The 16,160-nt window shown below is 42.9% G+C and carries 18 protein-coding genes; all 18 read right to left on the reverse strand.

Annotated features, from left to right (window positions below):
* Positions 1–1,004, reverse strand: a 1,004-nt coding sequence (locus tag OSCI_RS07695) for a class I SAM-dependent methyltransferase (protein WP_157135549.1), incomplete at its 3' end; no start/stop codon positions are given.
* 53 nt (positions 1,005–1,057) lie between these two features.
* On the reverse strand, positions 1,058–1,702 hold the full coding sequence (locus OSCI_RS07700; RefSeq protein ID WP_007354339.1) for an SIS domain-containing protein: 645 nt from the start codon (positions 1,700–1,702) through the stop codon (positions 1,058–1,060).
* Positions 1,703–1,705: 3 nt separating this feature from the next.
* Positions 1,706–2,185: an NUDIX hydrolase gene (locus tag OSCI_RS07705; protein WP_007354340.1), complete on the reverse strand. Its 480-nt coding sequence runs from the start codon at positions 2,183–2,185 to the stop codon at positions 1,706–1,708.
* Between the two features lie 4 nt (positions 2,186–2,189).
* On the reverse strand, positions 2,190–3,194 hold the full coding sequence (locus OSCI_RS07710; protein WP_007354341.1) for an SDR family oxidoreductase: 1,005 nt from the start codon (positions 3,192–3,194) through the stop codon (positions 2,190–2,192).
* A 121-nt stretch (positions 3,195–3,315) separates the two neighbouring features.
* The gene (locus OSCI_RS07715; protein ID WP_019487629.1) at positions 3,316–4,506 is read right to left on the reverse strand and encodes a class I SAM-dependent methyltransferase; all 1,191 of its coding nucleotides are present in this window, start codon (positions 4,504–4,506) and stop codon (positions 3,316–3,318) included.
* A gap of 46 nt (positions 4,507–4,552) precedes the next feature.
* Positions 4,553–5,257 carry a class I SAM-dependent methyltransferase gene (locus OSCI_RS07720; protein WP_007354343.1) on the reverse strand — a complete coding sequence of 235 codons (705 nt, stop codon included), beginning with the start codon at positions 5,255–5,257 and terminating at the stop codon, positions 4,553–4,555.
* Between the two features lie 144 nt (positions 5,258–5,401).
* Positions 5,402–6,283 carry a sugar nucleotide-binding protein gene (locus tag OSCI_RS07725; protein ID WP_007354344.1) on the reverse strand — a complete coding sequence of 294 codons (882 nt, stop codon included), beginning with the start codon at positions 6,281–6,283 and terminating at the stop codon, positions 5,402–5,404.
* Between the two features lie 10 nt (positions 6,284–6,293).
* The gene (locus tag OSCI_RS07730; protein WP_007354345.1) at positions 6,294–6,989 is read right to left on the reverse strand and encodes a class I SAM-dependent methyltransferase; all 696 of its coding nucleotides are present in this window, start codon (positions 6,987–6,989) and stop codon (positions 6,294–6,296) included.
* A 112-nt stretch (positions 6,990–7,101) separates the two neighbouring features.
* Complete coding sequence (locus OSCI_RS07735; protein ID WP_007354346.1) at positions 7,102–7,524, reverse strand: LIC12192 family sporadic carbohydrate cluster protein; 423 nt, start codon at positions 7,522–7,524, stop codon at positions 7,102–7,104.
* Positions 7,524–8,372, reverse strand: a complete 849-nt coding sequence (locus OSCI_RS07740) for a sporadic carbohydrate cluster 2OG-Fe(II) oxygenase (protein WP_007354347.1) — start codon at positions 8,370–8,372, stop codon at positions 7,524–7,526. Before OSCI_RS07740 ends, OSCI_RS07735 begins: the two co-directional genes overlap by 1 nt.
* Complete coding sequence (locus OSCI_RS07745; RefSeq protein WP_007354348.1) at positions 8,350–9,012, reverse strand: class I SAM-dependent methyltransferase; 663 nt, start codon at positions 9,010–9,012, stop codon at positions 8,350–8,352. The genes OSCI_RS07740 and OSCI_RS07745 overlap by 23 nt, the downstream gene beginning before the upstream one ends.
* A gap of 73 nt (positions 9,013–9,085) precedes the next feature.
* Positions 9,086–10,042, reverse strand: a complete 957-nt coding sequence (locus OSCI_RS07750) for a transketolase family protein (RefSeq protein ID WP_019487631.1) — start codon at positions 10,040–10,042, stop codon at positions 9,086–9,088.
* On the reverse strand, positions 10,042–10,881 hold the full coding sequence (locus OSCI_RS07755; RefSeq protein ID WP_007354350.1) for a transketolase: 840 nt from the start codon (positions 10,879–10,881) through the stop codon (positions 10,042–10,044). Before OSCI_RS07755 ends, OSCI_RS07750 begins: the two co-directional genes overlap by 1 nt.
* Positions 10,871–11,944: a phosphotransferase gene (locus OSCI_RS07760; protein WP_007354351.1), complete on the reverse strand. Its 1,074-nt coding sequence runs from the start codon at positions 11,942–11,944 to the stop codon at positions 10,871–10,873. Before OSCI_RS07760 ends, OSCI_RS07755 begins: the two co-directional genes overlap by 11 nt.
* On the reverse strand, positions 11,919–12,551 hold the full coding sequence (locus OSCI_RS07765; protein WP_007354352.1) for a hypothetical protein: 633 nt from the start codon (positions 12,549–12,551) through the stop codon (positions 11,919–11,921). Before OSCI_RS07765 ends, OSCI_RS07760 begins: the two co-directional genes overlap by 26 nt.
* A gap of 8 nt (positions 12,552–12,559) precedes the next feature.
* Positions 12,560–13,564, reverse strand: a complete 1,005-nt coding sequence (locus OSCI_RS07770; protein WP_026103802.1) for an NAD-dependent epimerase/dehydratase family protein — start codon at positions 13,562–13,564, stop codon at positions 12,560–12,562.
* A 182-nt stretch (positions 13,565–13,746) separates the two neighbouring features.
* Complete coding sequence (locus OSCI_RS07775; protein WP_007354354.1) at positions 13,747–14,361, reverse strand: D-glycero-alpha-D-manno-heptose-1,7-bisphosphate 7-phosphatase; 615 nt, start codon at positions 14,359–14,361, stop codon at positions 13,747–13,749.
* Positions 14,362–14,375: 14 nt separating this feature from the next.
* Complete coding sequence (locus OSCI_RS07780; RefSeq protein ID WP_007354355.1) at positions 14,376–15,923, reverse strand: PfkB family carbohydrate kinase; 1,548 nt, start codon at positions 15,921–15,923, stop codon at positions 14,376–14,378.
* Between the last annotated feature and the right edge of the window lie 237 nt (positions 15,924–16,160).

Below are 16,160 nucleotides of genomic sequence, written 5' to 3' on the forward strand. Positions count from 1 at the left end.
TTTTGATGAAGTTGCGACTGCGACTGCTCTAATTCTTCTTGGGAGGTATGCAGTTGTAACTGAAATTTTTCTAACTCTGTCTCAGTTTGATGCAGTTGCGATTGAGCTTGTGCAAAATCTGCCTGAGTTTGATGCAATTGGGTTTGGGATTGTTGCAGTTTTGCCTCAGATGTGTACAGTTGTGATTGAGATTGTGCCAACTCTTTCTGAGTCTGATACCATTGCTCCTTGTACTGTTCTGAGTCAATTTTTTCAAAAGTTTGTAGGTAATCTCTTGAAGATAATAAAAAACCTTTTAAGGCAAGTGAATCATAGTGAGATAACCTTTCAAATAAATCTTGGGGGATATTCTTTTCTGTGAGTAGATGAATAGACGAGCCGTTTGAGTATAGGTTTAAGCCTAGCCTCTCTGCAATAATAGATAAAGATTTAGGAGTGTATAAAGAGATGTGCTGACCCTCGTGAGGAGCATAGTACCACCACTCTTGTGGCTTGGGTTGATTTTCGGGCAGTAATTCTGTGCTAAATAAAATATTTCTTGAATAGTTTAATAACTTATTAATTTCATCAATAGGATTGACAAAATGCTCAAAAACCTCAAAAGCAGTTATCAATTCATATTGCCGATCATCTTGTAAATTTGCTTCCCACCCCTTGGCGAATATATTATCGCAATACTTGTCGTACCAATAAAAATTAAAGCGGATATCCCTCATCAATCGCACAAACAAGCCATAGCCAGCGGCATAGTCCAAAAAATTAGCATTAGAATTAAAAATCTTCGTAATTATATTAGTTGCTATTCTGGCAAGCATATAATTTCTAAAGACTAGACCGGAATCAGTCTCGGCAATAGGTTGAGAATAGGCTTCTTCCAGCCAATAAGGTTCCTCAGTTTGAACAAACCCACAATTAGTACATTTAAAATAGGCTGCATCATATTTGTTAAGAATATTAGCATTTGCAAAATAGAAAGATTCCGATTCACAAATCTTGCATTTCATAGACAGACTTTTCCTTACTTAAATAACTTGTTAACTAGAGTTCGTGGGGGATACTACACAATATTTTCGCTGAGAGACAAAGCTGGATCTACCATTTGAGATTCGGGTAAAACACCTTTCATTAAGCCATCCAAGATGCAGTGACAAATACACAAATGAGTAATTTCAGCAAAACCATAAGCCATCGTTGGGACGTAAAAATTAATGTCACCTAATAGACGCAGGGGATTATCTGTTTTAAAGGCTGAGAGGGTAATCACATGACATCCAATTTGACTACCCTGACGCGCACCGGCCAATATATTGGCAGATTGACCGGAACTACTAATGGCAAAGAGGACATCTCCTGGTTGGGCGAACGTAGCAATTGGCTTGCTAAACACCTGTTCGTAGCCGAAATCGTTGCCGATGCAAGTTAGCAGAGCTCCGTCGTTGAAGGCAATCGCGGGAAATCCTCCATTACGCCAGTAGTCAATTGCTTGGTGACTGGCTATTGCTGCACTACCGCCGTTGCCAATAAAAATGACCTTTTTTTGTTGCTGGGTTTGCCGATAGACTAAAGCAGCAGCCCGATCAATACCTTCACCAAAGGATATTAGTTGGGATTGGCGATCGCTCGCCTCAAAGTTTTCGCTGAGTGCAGCTAGCTGGCGGAAATAATCAGAGGCAAATAGCAGTTGCGAGCTTAATGATTGCATAGATTATAGATTCGGGAATTTAGAGGTAAGACTGGCTGATGACTTCGTTAGACTTTGCCAAGAAGTAGTTAGTTCCTCGGAAGCGATCGCTTCGAGGACTTGTGGTAAAACTCTTAGTATTTTTGGAACTAGGAGCAACTGAGTCAATTCCTCAAGTGTAAACAATCCTAGTGCTTGACCTTCAGTTAGTTTTAACTGATTGAGGTCAACTGTCAAGGGTGCAACAAAAATGTGATTGATGCAAGGGTCGTCTGATTCGTCCCATCTGAGCAAAAACTTGAACTCCGGCGGTGTCCAGCCTAATTCTTCCTCTATTTCTCGCTTCACGGCCTGGACGGGAGTTTCTCCAGCATCTATCAACCCGCCAAATAGTCCCCAGTGGTTAGGGAAAAAGATATCAGGTTTGTTATCTCGCAGTTGGAGCAGCAGGCGAGATCCTTGATAAATAAATACCTTGACTGCTTGAGGGGGCGTTGGCTCCATAGATTTAATTTTCCCCCAGATGCTCAAACCATTCTTTTGTCGCTTCCTGAATCGCATCAGGTGTCCAAACAGGGGCTTCTCGCCACATATTAATATTTGCCAACATCTGCGATACCCCTTCTGGAAATGAAACCTGCGGCTGCCATCCCAGTAGGGTTTTTGCCTTTGCGATGTCTCCCCACGTACAGTCAGGTTCTCCCGGGCGTTTGGGAATGTGGGTGATAGGACCTTCCAAAAGTTTTACTAGAGTGAGGACGCTTTGAGGTTGACCAGAACAAATGTTAATAATTTCACCCATCATATCTGATTCAGCAGCTTTGATAAATGCTTCGACAACATCGCTAACAAAAGTAAAGTCTCTTGTTTGGCTGCCGTCTCCTACCACGGTGAATGGTTTTCCGGCTAATTTTTGGGCTAAGAAGACACCAAATACTGCTCCGTAAGCCCCTGTAGTGCGGGAACGGGGGCCGTAGACATTAAACAGCCGCAGGGATAGGGCAGGGAGTTTATAGACTTTTGCCCAGTGCAGTACCAATTGCTCTCCTAAATACTTAGTGAGAGCGTAGGGGTGTTCGGGAGAGCAAGGATAGCTTTCTGGGGTAGGATATTGGTGGGGAATACCGTAGCAGGTGGAGGATGCCGTGTAAATGAACCGTTGGATGGGGGCGTGACGGCAGGCATCTAGAAGGGCATAGGTACTATGGACGTTGGCGTGGTAATACTTGCCGGGGTTCTGGATAGAAGGGACTAGATCCGCTAATCCTGCGAGGTGAAATACCCAGTCAATGCCTTCTAAAGTAGATGGCGTAATGGCGGCTGCGTCTTGTTCTAGGAAATTAAAAGTATTATAGGTTTTATAGGTTTTAGCCCTTTCTAAGTTGACAAGGCGACCAGTAATTAGGCTGTCTAAACCAGTTACAGCGTGACCGAGAGCAAGGAGGCGATCGCACAGGTGGCTGCCGATGAAGCCGGCGGCACCGGTGACTAGACAGTGTTTGGGGGTAGTCAAGCAGTTCCTCCAGAAATTAACGAATAATACATACAATTGTACTGCCAATCCTCAGACAATAAAGGTAAGACTCACCTGTACGATTAAAATCTTTAAACTGTGAGTTTCACGCTACCATATATCAGGAATAAGCCATCTTGCTAAAGCAAATGTAGTGATACGGTGCGCCCCACATACTCCTCACGCACTTTGATGCCTGGTATACCGATATGAGTTGCTCGAGTTGGTTGTATTTTACTGCCTCATATATATTCTTCATTTCTCTATTGAATTGCTGCAATCTTGAATCTTGAATTTGGCTGAGATACTCATCTAGTAGGGGTGGATAAATTATCGCTTCTATAGGAGTTCCCCAATTTACCGTATAATCGGAAAGTTGTTCTATTAAGTTAGTCAGTGAGTCAATGACTGCGGGGCTTGCTGAACTCTTTTCTCCGGCTGATGGAGGTAATCCTGTTAAAAAAAATGGCAAGTACATCCTCAAGTTTTCTGTTAATTGTTGGTGGCGTTCTGAACTATCTGAAACATTTTTGTACCAGGTAAACCTATCTATTCCTGTCCACTTTGGAGAAGAAGAATAAAATTCACAGCCAATCTGTTCTAGTAGCGGGATCAATTCAGGGTAGCTCCAATGGTATTTTGAGGCCAAAAACGGGTTAATTAACGTATCTTTCCACCATGCCTCGAAAGACCGAGAAGCCTTCAATTTTGAGAAATCTTCTGCATATAACTTTTCAGCAATATTGAGCGCAACTTGACTGTGAACGTTATCAATTCCTTGGAGTTGGTATGCTCTCCATACAACCATTCGTCTTGTCATTTCTAGCAAGCAGCCGTATCTGTCATTGAATGAGATGACAGCTAAGCCTCCTGGTTTGAGCAGTTGACCAATTTTTTGAACCATTTCATCGCGATTCGGTAATGTGAATAAAAATCCCTCAGCCAGAACTATGTCATAAGTTATATCCGATTCAAATATGTCGATTCCTTCTGTTACTAAAGCAGCGATGTGTTCCGTCACGCCAAACTTTTGGAATAACGCTTTGAGTTGGGGTAAAACTTGGTGATTTGGTTCTACCAGGGTGAGGTTTGCACCTACACAAGCTAGAACCAAGGCGTTTTCTCCTGAATTACAACCAAACTCAAGAATTGAACTATTTTGTAGCAAAGAAAAGGGTATACCTAAATGGCGTTCGTATAAGTTATGACGCTTAGCAAAGTGCAATTCCCAAGCTACCCTATCTTCAAGAGAAATTGGGACTGGGTTGAAGGAATTTTGTTGGTAATATTCAAGAAGTGATTTGCTTGACACTGTTGTAGGTAAAATAGACTAAGTGAGCAATCGTCGTTTTGTTAGATTAATGCTCGATCAATAGAGATCGATTGGGCGATATACCTATGCCAATTAAATAGTGAGCCATCGGGGCAAATCCAGTATGAACTATCTCGTCATTAGCAGAAAACATTAATACTGTTTGAAAATGATGAGCCAAGGATTCCCGCAAGCGGTCAGCCGAGTAAAGATTGATGTGACCGGCCCTCGTTACTGGCGAAGCATAGTGGTCAGAAGTAATGTTAGGAGTCCCGACAACAAACATTCCCCCATCAATCAAATTACCAGTGACCGCACTTAAGAAACTCTCTTCATTTTCGGGAAAAATATGTTCTATGACATCAAAGCTGGCAACAGCATCATATTTTCCAAAGGAACCGCCTATGATATCGGCGTGGCGAAACTGTAGCTTGGCACTAGCGATCGTTTCCTTAGCAACTGCGATCGCATCGGCATCAATATCAATCCCCAGACACTCATTTGCAAATTCAGATAGGATTAGCGTTCCTAACCCTTCACTGCATCCTACCTCAAGAATTTGCTTTCCTGTACCAATCATTTTAGCAGCAAACTTATGATAGCTCAAGGCATGGAGAATTCGGCGGGGACTATTACGGAACTGATAGGTAAAGTAAGGGCCAAGTAACAGCCTGTCATTTCCCAGCAGTGCCTTTGTTTCAGTCCATTGTACTTGTTCTTTTGTTGCTGACTCTTCAATATCGTTTGTCATTTTTTCTATTTGTTTTGCTGTTAAGTTTTGCCGATTTAAAATTGGAAATAAATCATCTAAGTTTTTTTCACTAATCGCTGATTATATAACTTTACTCTAGATTGTCTCACTTCTCAAAAAAATAACTTGATTGAAAGAATTGCTTCACCGATCAATATTATTCCTTAGTATTAAGTCTATTCCCGACCAGACCTTCGGTGGCTCCAATCGAAGTTGGATGCGCAGTTGCGTTGTATCCAGTGTCGTATGCAAAGGGACAAATTCAGGTTGTAAATTAACCTCCTTTGAGTTGCGCGGTTTCACTAGGTCTAGATTAGCGTCAATTTGCCGTGCAAGATAATAAGCCACCTCGTCGTAACTTATATCTTTCTCCCCAGAAACTTGAACAATTCCTGGCAAGCGTAATTCGCCCAGCCGAGACAAGACATCGGCAGCAAAATATAGGGGGACTGGAGCCATTACCATATCTAAGAAGGGATGAATTTCCTGATTGTTCCGTAATGCCTGAATCCATCCTTGAAACAAAGGCACCCTAGAGCTAAGAACTTTCGTAAATCGCACTATAGAAACTAAGTTACCGAGAGCCAGTAACTGTTTCTCAGCTTCAGCTTTCTGCCTGCCGTATTCTGTTTGTGGACAGACTTTATCATCAGCTTTACGCAAGGGAATCGACCCATCGTAGACTTGATTGGTTGACAAAAATACGACAAATGTACCTCTAGCAATTAGATCCTTTGCTAAGGATAGTGTGTTGCGGACGTTCACTTCAGCACTGTGCACCGGATCTTGGCGACATTGTTCGAGGGAAGTTACGGCAGCGCACAGATAAGCTACATCTATTTTAGCAGGAGGATGCCAGTTGGCAATCTCTTTTGTTAAGTCGATAAAGATTCTTGTTTCAGAGAGAGTATCGTGCCGCCGGGTGGTTTCAATGACTGGCTTTCCAGCACTTATTAGTCGAGCGGCCAATGCTCGACCCATTGAGCTGTCAGCTCCTACTATAAGTGATACATCTGTTTGTTTCATCCTCAGCTAATTAGGTAGTAGAGTCCTTTTTCATACAGCACAATGCAAAAAGATAGTGCGCCATTGAGTAAAATCCTGTATGCACGACCTCATCATTCATCGAGAAAATAAATACGTTATGGAAAAAACGCGACATTAACTCTTTTAACTCTTTCTGGTCTTTGCAATTGACGTGTCCTTCCTTACTCGCAGCCGAGGCATAAGCCTGGGACTGAATTGATGGCATCCCGATTATTAATACTCCTTGTTCAGTCAGAGATTGAACGATATTGGACATAAAATGCTGCTCGTCTTCCTGGCGGATATGTTCTAGCACATCTAAAGCATAAGCACCATCAAACAGTCCTTCTACAGGTTTTTCCAGAATATTGTGAACTACACAATCAAACTGCCACTTTTCGTCCATGCGATCGATCGCATCCTTAACAAACACCGGGTCAAAATCAACTGCCGTTAGATGTTTGACTTCTTGCCGGACAACTCTAGTTGCAAACGCATCCGCGCAGCCGATTTCAAGCACACTGTTCATACCTCCAAACATCTTAGCCACAAACTTGTATCTCGATAAGACAAATAGCAAGCGTTTAGGATCGTCATGCCATACTTGGTTGCTCATTAGACCCAAGTGTGTGAGTCCTTTACTGTCGCGCAATTCAACACAATTTTGATACTGCATTTCTCGAGTTTTCTGTGTCAAGTCGCTCACCTCTCACCTCTAATAAAATTAATAACCCTTCAATTATTTATAATCTTGTCAAGCCTAATTTATTCTATCCCATAGCCATCAAACCTCAATTATTTTTCTGTTCACCAGATTATTAACCAGCAATCGTCCCAGACAAAGTATTTGTGACATCCCGCGCCAGGAGCTTGCAAGCTATTATATCTTCAATCAACTCTATATCATTTTCTTGAAAAATAGCAAGTTCCTCTAGAGCAAATTGTAGCCCACACCCCTTGCTTAACAATTCAGTATATATTTTTTTTCTATGAATCGCATCTGGTGGCAATAATTTAATAGAGTAAAAAATAATCCCTGCAATTGAGTCCAAATCTTCAAGTAAGGCATTTAACATCATGTAGCAATTATCCATATAATATTCAGTTGCACTGAGCAAAAATAGCATACCTTTAGTCTGAGCGTAGTTACGAATCACAATATTTTGTACTCGCTGCGGAATAAAATCACCACCGATCTCCCGACTAAAAATATATCCTCTCCATCCCTTTTGAACTTTCATCAGCACTCCGGTTTGATATAATTGTACCCTATTTTTGTAACTGGACGCATCGTAATTGGCAAAAATGATTCGCCTAATTCCTTCGTCCCATAAGGAGAAAGCAAACTCTTAAACCGAACATTAAAAGTCCATCTCGTTTCTGACTCTTCATTAACTCGGTTCCCATGAAGTAGGGAATGAGAAAATATCACTCCTTGTCCACAATTAACCTCTAACCAAACCAATTTATCTGTAATTTTATTAAAAAGATCTTCGGCAGTAAGATGAGAATATTGTTTGAAGTTTCTAAATACCTCCTCTGATTCTGCTCTGGGCAAGATAAACATTGACTTGGTTTGGTAACAATTCACCAAGGGCAGCCAAAACACAATTTCATAGGGCGAATTTCCCGACCAGACATCAGAATGCAGTGGCAAAAGGGAACTGTCATCCCCTGGAAACTGGATGCTTAAATTGCAGTTTCTCTGCATTGCCAATTCGTTACCAACTAGCCAATGAATATACTTCTTGCCCAAAGAATAAATGTTTGGTCTCAAGCTTTTATCCTGTGCCATCAGAGCGATTAGCTTCACTCGAAAATCGTTTAGTTCGCTGACTGAAATGATTTTATGAATGCGATCAAAAAAATCTGCTTCTGAATATTTACTTTGATTGCCAATTAACTCAATTCCTGCCTGATAGAGATTTTTCTTGACTGCATTTAAGAGAGAATCATTTTCTAAGGGAAATACAATATAACCGTCTCTTAAAAACTGAGCGCTAGCCTCATTTTCTTCAGAAGTCAAAAATGGGTTTTCCCTACTGGGACTGTCAACTTTAAGGCACTCACTCGAAGAAAATACAGCCATAATCCCCCCTATAGCCACTTTGCTTAAAACACCACTCCCACTCATTAGGAGTATAAAAAGACTCGCAAGTTAGCTGCCAATATAGCAGATTCACTCGCTCCCGCTCATTTCTGTAGGACTCAACAACAATGTATTTTTTATCATTGCCAACTCGCTCAATTTCTTGCAAAGCCGCGTACAATTCGTAATTGTATAAATTGTGCAGAGTTAAAATCGAAACTACAAAGTCAAAAGTATTGTCTTCAAATGGCAGCTTCGTAGCATTTCCGACTTGTAAAAAAGGCTTTACCTCCTCTTTAGCATTGTCAATACCATACTGCGAGATGTCTATCCCTGCAACTTCTACTCCAGGGATGGCTTGACTAAACTCATAAAGCAAATATGCCTTACCGCAGCCAACATCAAGAATTTTATCTCCTGGTTTAAGATCGTAATGCTTAACTATCTCCTTAGCAATTGGCAGCCAACGACCATCGTAGCGATAACCACCATAACCGTATTGGCGATCGCCATCCCAGTAATCTTGACCATACTGCTTAGCAATTGTGGCACAATCTGCCTTATCGTGTTGGACAACACGAGCGACATAATCGCGCTTGGTACTGGTATGTACTTTCGTAATGAAATCGACGTAGCTCACACTATCTTTCTCCCGCCATACAGTTAGTTAATATTAGCGTTAAGGTCACAGGCTGCCAAAAGCTAACAGATATTTATGCACCAACCATTTGCACCGGTTCGCGCCGCTGTTGGGATAAACCCGCAATGACACCAGCCACATTCTCAGCGGTGATGTCATACAGGGCCATCAGACTTTCTTGCGATCCGTATTGTTCCGGGAACACATCGGGAATGCCAATGCGCTTAAATCGCTTAGCAGGATTAAAGTTGGCTTCAGCGACTAATTCAGCCACAGCGCTGCCCAGTCCACCCATTAAAGTGTGTTCTTCCACAGTAACAATCACAGGTACAACCGCAGCGTACTCCATAATGGTATCCGTGTCCAGAGGCTTAATCGTATGAACGTGAAGTACCGCCGCTTTTAACCCTTGTTTGTTGAGAATTTCTGCTGCATCCAATGCCGGCTTGAGCGTGACACCAGTGGTAATAATCAGCGCGTCATTTCCCTCCCGCATGGCAATAGCTTTGCCAATTTGGAAGGGTACGTTATCTGGGGTTAAAATTGGCTCATTTCCCTTCCCCAAACGGATGTAAATTGGGCCGGGATAATCGACAGTTAATGGCATTAGTCTTGCCATTTCAGACTCATCAGCCGGGGCCACAATTGTCATGTTAGGAATTGTTCGCAAAATGCCGATGTCATCGATTGCTAAGTGAGTTGGCCCCAATGGCGCATACACTAAACCGCCACCATTGGCAATCAGGCGGACATTGACATTGTGCAGACAGACATCTAAGACAATCTGCTCAAAACAGCGGCGGGAGAGAAAGGTCGCGATCGTATTCACGTAAACGATTTTACCTTCTAGGCCCAAACCAGCGGCCATGCCGATAATATTAGCTTCATTCACCCCTTCCATCAAAAATCGCTCTGGCATTTCCTCTTTGAATTTTTGGAGGGTGCCAACGCCAAGATCCGAACCAATGAAGAAAATCCGACGATCTTTTTTGGCGAATTCATACACCATATCCAGGCAAAGTTGACGCATTAGTTATCCTCCAAAGCTGCCAGCATCGATTGAATTTCTTGATCTGATACTTTATTTTTGTGATGCCATTTCAAATTATTTTCAGCAAAAGGAATGCCTTTGCCTTTGATAGTATGGCAGATAATCGCTGTTGGTCGATCGGGTTGCAGCGGCAAATTCAACAGTACAGATCGCAATTCTTCCACGCTGTGACCATCTACTTCTGTGGCTGCAAAACCAAAGGCTCTCCACTTATCAGCTAAGGGTTCTAAATCCTGAACTTCATAGGTTGTGCCGTAGGACTGATGCTTGTTGTAGTCTACCAGGACGGTGAGATTGCTGAGTTTGTGCTTGCCTGCACACATAGCCGCTTCCCAGATTGAGCCTTCGTTGGACTCCCCATCCCCCAAAATCACAAATGTGCGATAATTGGCTTTCTCGTATCGGGCATTGAGAGCAAATCCAATTCCTATCGATAAACCGTGACCCAGACTCCCTGTTGAAGCTTCAACGCCGGGGACTTTACGTGCCTCTGGGTGTCCTCCCAAAATGCCGTCGCTTTGGCAAAATTTCCACAACTCTGATTCGGGAAAAAAGCCTTTGTCGGCAAGCATGGCATAGAGAGCAAGGCAGCCATGTCCTTTACTGAGAATACAGCGATCGCGCTCTGACCACTTTGGATTCTGGGAGTCGTAGCGCAGCACGTCGTCGTAAAGAACCCGCAATATCTCAATCAACGAAAAACTAGAGCCCACATGGCCCCGGCGACTCGCTTCCAAAATCTTGACAATTGTTCTGCGGATCTCCCTGGAACGGTTGTCCAGTCCAAGGGATTTAGTTTTCAGGGTTTCAGCGACCATAAGGGAACTGCTCGTAATTTGCCAGGATTTTTTGTAACATTCGCTTGGCTTTTGCCAACTGTTCAATCTGCAACGGACTCCGATCTAGGTCGCTCCCTTGAGCAAACCCCCGGCGAAGCAAGTCTTGAGGCACAAACTCATTTAACAGTATCAGACACCACTTTAGTCCGAATAGGGGATAGACAATCTCGACTCGCTTGGCAAGATGCCTGTAGTCTCGAAAACCCCGAAGCATTTCGCCGAAAAACTGCTGTCTCACACCATCCGCTAAATCCATCCCTGGATGTAGGAGGAAATCAGAGATTGTCTTAGCCGGGTCATCCCAGCCAAAATACTCAAAATCCACAAATATTATTTCACCATTTGCCCGCCTCAAAGCATTGTGAAATCCAAAATCAGAAGGACTTAGGGTTTTTTCTCGCTCTTCTATTTCGGCGGTGTAGGACATTTCCGACTGATTGAGATTTGTCTGACACCAATTTACAATCTGGTGAAATGCTGGCTGGAACTCGCCTGTCAAAAACTCGGCCAAAGCTTTATAGGGAGCTTCACTATTAGGAAGTGCGGATAATCTGCTTAAGCGTTGTTCAATGTTTTGAACGATAGCTTGAACTGAAAAAAATGCCTCTGATGCCAGTGGCAGGAAGTGACTGTTTTTTCTGACTTTAAGTTCCGCCAATTTAACTAAAAAGTCAACAGCTTTACTGATTTCATTGCTTGTTGCCTCTTGAGGTAAGATATTGCTGCCCTCGATATATTCATACAGAGCGCATCCAAAGTCTTTATCAGCTACAAGCGGCTGAGGAATTTGACTTACGCCATTTTCCCAAAGGAACTGCAAGCTCGAAAATTCAGTAACTAGGCGGTTTCTTTTGTCAGAATTATGACGAAAATACAGTTTAGCAGCGTATTGGCTATCGTTTGCACAAGTCAGCTTATAAACTTTACTATTTCGCCCTCCACCTATTCTTTGAATGTGATTTACCTCACTTCCTAGTAACCGAGAGCAAACTGATTTAATTTCTGAACTGTCCTTGTCAGCTTCTTGAGAAGAAATATTCATTAATTTGCTGCCATCTACTGACGATTTTTAGTTGCAGTTTGCCTGAATGCTGCTGGTGGGGTGCGTAGAGAATCTTATTCACGCTTTCTGGGAAAGATTCCTCAATAAATGTTTCTTCTAAGTCATCAATGAAGTCAGTACATTTTAACTTCTTAATTTTGTCAATTTTCCCGATTCTCGTTGATGCAAAAAAAACCTGCTCTTGAGATAATCCTAAACCTATAGACGAAAAAAAGTTATTTTTTCCCATCCATTTTATTGCGGCTGTCCGTAGATTAGTTTGGGTCTCATCGTAATTAGCATACTCGGTTTTGTGGCTGACAATGTAAGTCTGGATTTTGTGTTGTTTGCACAAGTTGAAAAATTCCTTTACACCGTCTATTAACCTAGCTTCATCCATTTGCGAACCGTAAGCAATAGCTTGTAATTTTTGCCATTCTATTTCCCCGTCTGGCAACTGGCGAATGGTGTCGCGAATTTGCTTTTTACTTTTGCTAACTTCGGAAGAAATCCAACCTTTTTCAACAGCAATTTTGTACATAAGATCGTCATAGGTGACGATGGTATTGTCAAAATCTACACCGATAATGCGATTACTGTCAATCATTTTGCCAGTTATTTCAAGTTCAGTGCTTGCATGGTTTTAATGTTGTAGTAGCGGATATCTTTCATCGGTTCCGGCACTAAATTAGCTTTAAATGCCTTGACTAAATCTTGTGCCGCTTCTTCGATGGTGTGCTGGGGGACAAATCCCAATTCTCGCTTAATTTTATCCGATGATATGTGATAGGAGCGGTGGTCGTCTGTGGGTGTGGTGACAATTTCTACTTGTTCGCCAACAACGCGCCGTACCATCTGGGCAATTTCGCTGACAGTATGATTTTCGTAGCCAGCGTTGAAAATTTTGCCGTCAATTGCTTCGTCAGGCCACTGGAGAGACTTGATGTAGAGGTCTGTCATGTCTTCTATGTGAATATTGGGGCGTTTTTGATCGCCGCCAAAGACGGTAATTTTGTTATTATTGATCGCCAGGTTTGTCAGAATATTGACTGTTAAATCGAGTCGCAAGCGAGGCGAGTAACCGCAGACAGTAGCAGGACGCAGCACTAATGTGACAAACCCTGGTTCGCGCTTGGCTAATAGCACTTCTTCGCAGAGGGCTTTATATTTGGAGTAGTCTGTTAAGGGTTGCAGAGGCAATTCTTCGGTAACATTTTCGGTTTCTTTAATGCCATAAACGCTGGAAGATGAGGCATAAATAAACCGTTTTACACCGCTGTCTTTGGCAACATCTACTAGGTTTAAAAAGGCATCATAGTTAATCGATTTGCCGAGGTCTGGATCTAGTTCAAAACTAGGATCGTTGGAGATGCAAGCTAGATGGATAACGGCATCGCAACCGGGCATAATTTTTTCTAAGAGAGCGCGATCGCGGATGTCTCCTTTAATTTGTTCTAAACCAGGATGATCTTTGACTACTGCTAGAACATCTGGTCCATAGAGGTATAAGTCGATTACCTTAACTCGGTATCCCGCTTGCAGCAGCTTAGGAATTAGGACGGCTCCTACATAACCTGCTCCACCTGTAACTAGAACTTGTTGAATGGCATTTGCGCTCATTTTTTCCTCAATTTTTTGGTCAATTTCTGATTTGGATGTGGTTATTTTCGCAGGGTTTTTATACCAAATCTGCATTAAAAACCCGATTAAAATCGGCGGTTGAAACCGCTACTACACAAACGAAGTCCGCCTGCGCGGACTAAAAATAAAGAGGGTAGTAAACCGGGATTTGGTATTACCTTTTACTTTGATACAGGATTGTAGTTGCTGTCATTTTGTACTAAAGATAGAATCTCCGACAAAGAGGAAATGACAGTAACTAGCTCGGCGTAAGGACGTTTAGATAGCTCTCTTTGTGCCTCTAGTCCGCTGCCAGTTTGTACCAGAAAAGCTTTCATGCCAAGTTGCAATCCAGGTTCTAAATCCCGCAATCTATCTCCTATTGCCCAACATTGGGCAGGATTTAAGTTGTGGTCTTGAATTGCTTGGAGAAACATTCCTGGCTGCGGTTTGCGACAGTCACAAGCGTAACTATACCCGACAACTTCACCTTTTGGGTGATGAGGGCAGTAGTAAAAATCTGCGATCGCAGAGCCGGCTGAAGGCATCGCACCCAAGACATCCTCTGTATCCCGCCGCAGTTGAGCATGGACAGCTTCTACCGCTGCGGTATCAAAATATCCTCTGGCTACTCCTGATTGGTTACTCGCAACCAAGACTTTGACAGCTTTTTGCTTCAAATGTTTCAAGGTTTCCAGAACCCCTGGAATCCACTGAATTTGTTCTGGGCGACTGAGGAAATGGCAATCTTCAATTAGAGTACCGTCGCGATCGCACAGAATTGCTTGGGGTTTCATATTTTTACCAGCAATTAAAACTTTAAGACCGTCGTGGCAAATTTCAACAGTCTGGCTTTGTCCATCGGTTCAGCATTACCAAGAGTATTAGCAGCCATTGCACCCGCTAAATTCCCAAGCAATGACCCGACAGCCACAGGCAACTCCAACTTGGCACTAAGACTGGCAAGAGCAAAAAAGGCATCGCCTGCACCAATGGTATCTTTCACATCCAACGTTAGAGCCGGTGTCAACTCTTCTTCACCCTTAACATTTATTCCCAAAGAACCAGACGAACCCAACGTTAGCCAACCTTGCTGAGCCCCTAAATGCTCATACAAACGTTTGAGGAGATGGGAATGGTCTCCGTAGCGACTGGAAAATGCGAGGCGGATTTCCTGCTCATCCAAGCAAAATGTATCAGCTCGCTGGTATTTGGTGATTAAGTTATAACCGTGATTGGCGCTGTTTGTTTGACAGTTGAGCGCTAAAAACGCAGCTTTGTTTTGAACGAGTTCCATCAGTGCGGCATCTAACAATCCGTGTCCGTAGTCTGCAACTACTACCAAGTCATAATCCCGAATCGTTTTCTCCATGCGGTCAAGCAGTTTTTCGCGCTGGATAGGTGCTGGCCCTTGTTCTTCAAGATAGTTGATCGAAAATAGTTTTGTGTATTGCTCTCTCATGCCTTGCCGCGCAATGTAGCGTCGCTTAATCACTGTCGGGTAGCTGTTTTCATACTGCAAGTCCAGTCGGATGCCACCGTTGATGTTATTTAAAATCAAACTGTGAATCTCTGGCTCATTTCCAGCCACGCCGGCAACAGTTACAGAGTCGGCAAAACTAGCAATGTGACGGGCAATTGCCAGAGAACCTCCTAAATGCTGCTCATGTTTCAAAAAGCGGGTTGAAATAACCGTTCCTTTAGAAGTCAATCCCTGAACTGTACAATGGATAAATTCATCTATAATTACATCACCGAGTACCAAGACCTTTAGCTTCTGCATCGCCTCAACGCCTTTCTGGATTTCCTCTAATGGGTATCGCTGGCTTAACTGGCTGGCATAGCTCTTTATCTGGGGTGGCATCACGTCTAGATAATTGTTAATCAGCCGGGTTGAGCTGAAAACAATTTCTCCTGTATAGCGAATCTTGCCGCCGTAAGCCATAACCCTTTCTGCTTCTCGGTCTATGTTTTGGGTAACATCTTGGCTGTGATCGGTATACTCATGTCCTTTGCAATAAAAATCAGGCTGCACTCGGTCGATTACCTCTAGGGCAGTGGATACGGGAGCCAGCAAGACGTAATCTACACAACCTAGAGAGGCTATGGAATAAAGTCGTAAATCATCCGAAAATACCGGTCTTCCAGGCCCTCTGTTGACATAAGGCGCTGCTGTGATAGACACTACGAGCAAATCTCCGAGTGCCTTGGCTTCCTGCAAGTGGGCAAAGTGACCAGGATGAAGGAGATCGAAGACTCCATGACAGAGGACTATTTTGCGTCCTTGCTCTCGGAGAGCGGCAAGAACCTCTCTACAGGTTTCAAAATCGAGATGTTTTTCTGTGTTGTTCGTTAACATTTTTCTGACTTTTCCGCAATTAGATTGTAAAATTTGATAACTTACCTGCAAGGGTCAAGAAGTCTATTCTGACATATTAGTGTTAAACTCTTGATTGTACCCACTACCATAGTCTTCACAGGAGGCGCAACCATAAATCTATAGAACCCATTAGACATCTTTTAGGCTGCAAGCGTTTTAACCATCAGCCGAATAAAATAAAGATTCATCGGCTCTTTCATGTTTATTATCCTAAAT

This window comes from Kamptonema sp. PCC 6506, from assembly GCF_000180455.1.
Classification (GTDB): Bacteria; Cyanobacteriota; Cyanobacteriia; order Cyanobacteriales; family Microcoleaceae; genus Kamptonema; species Kamptonema formosum.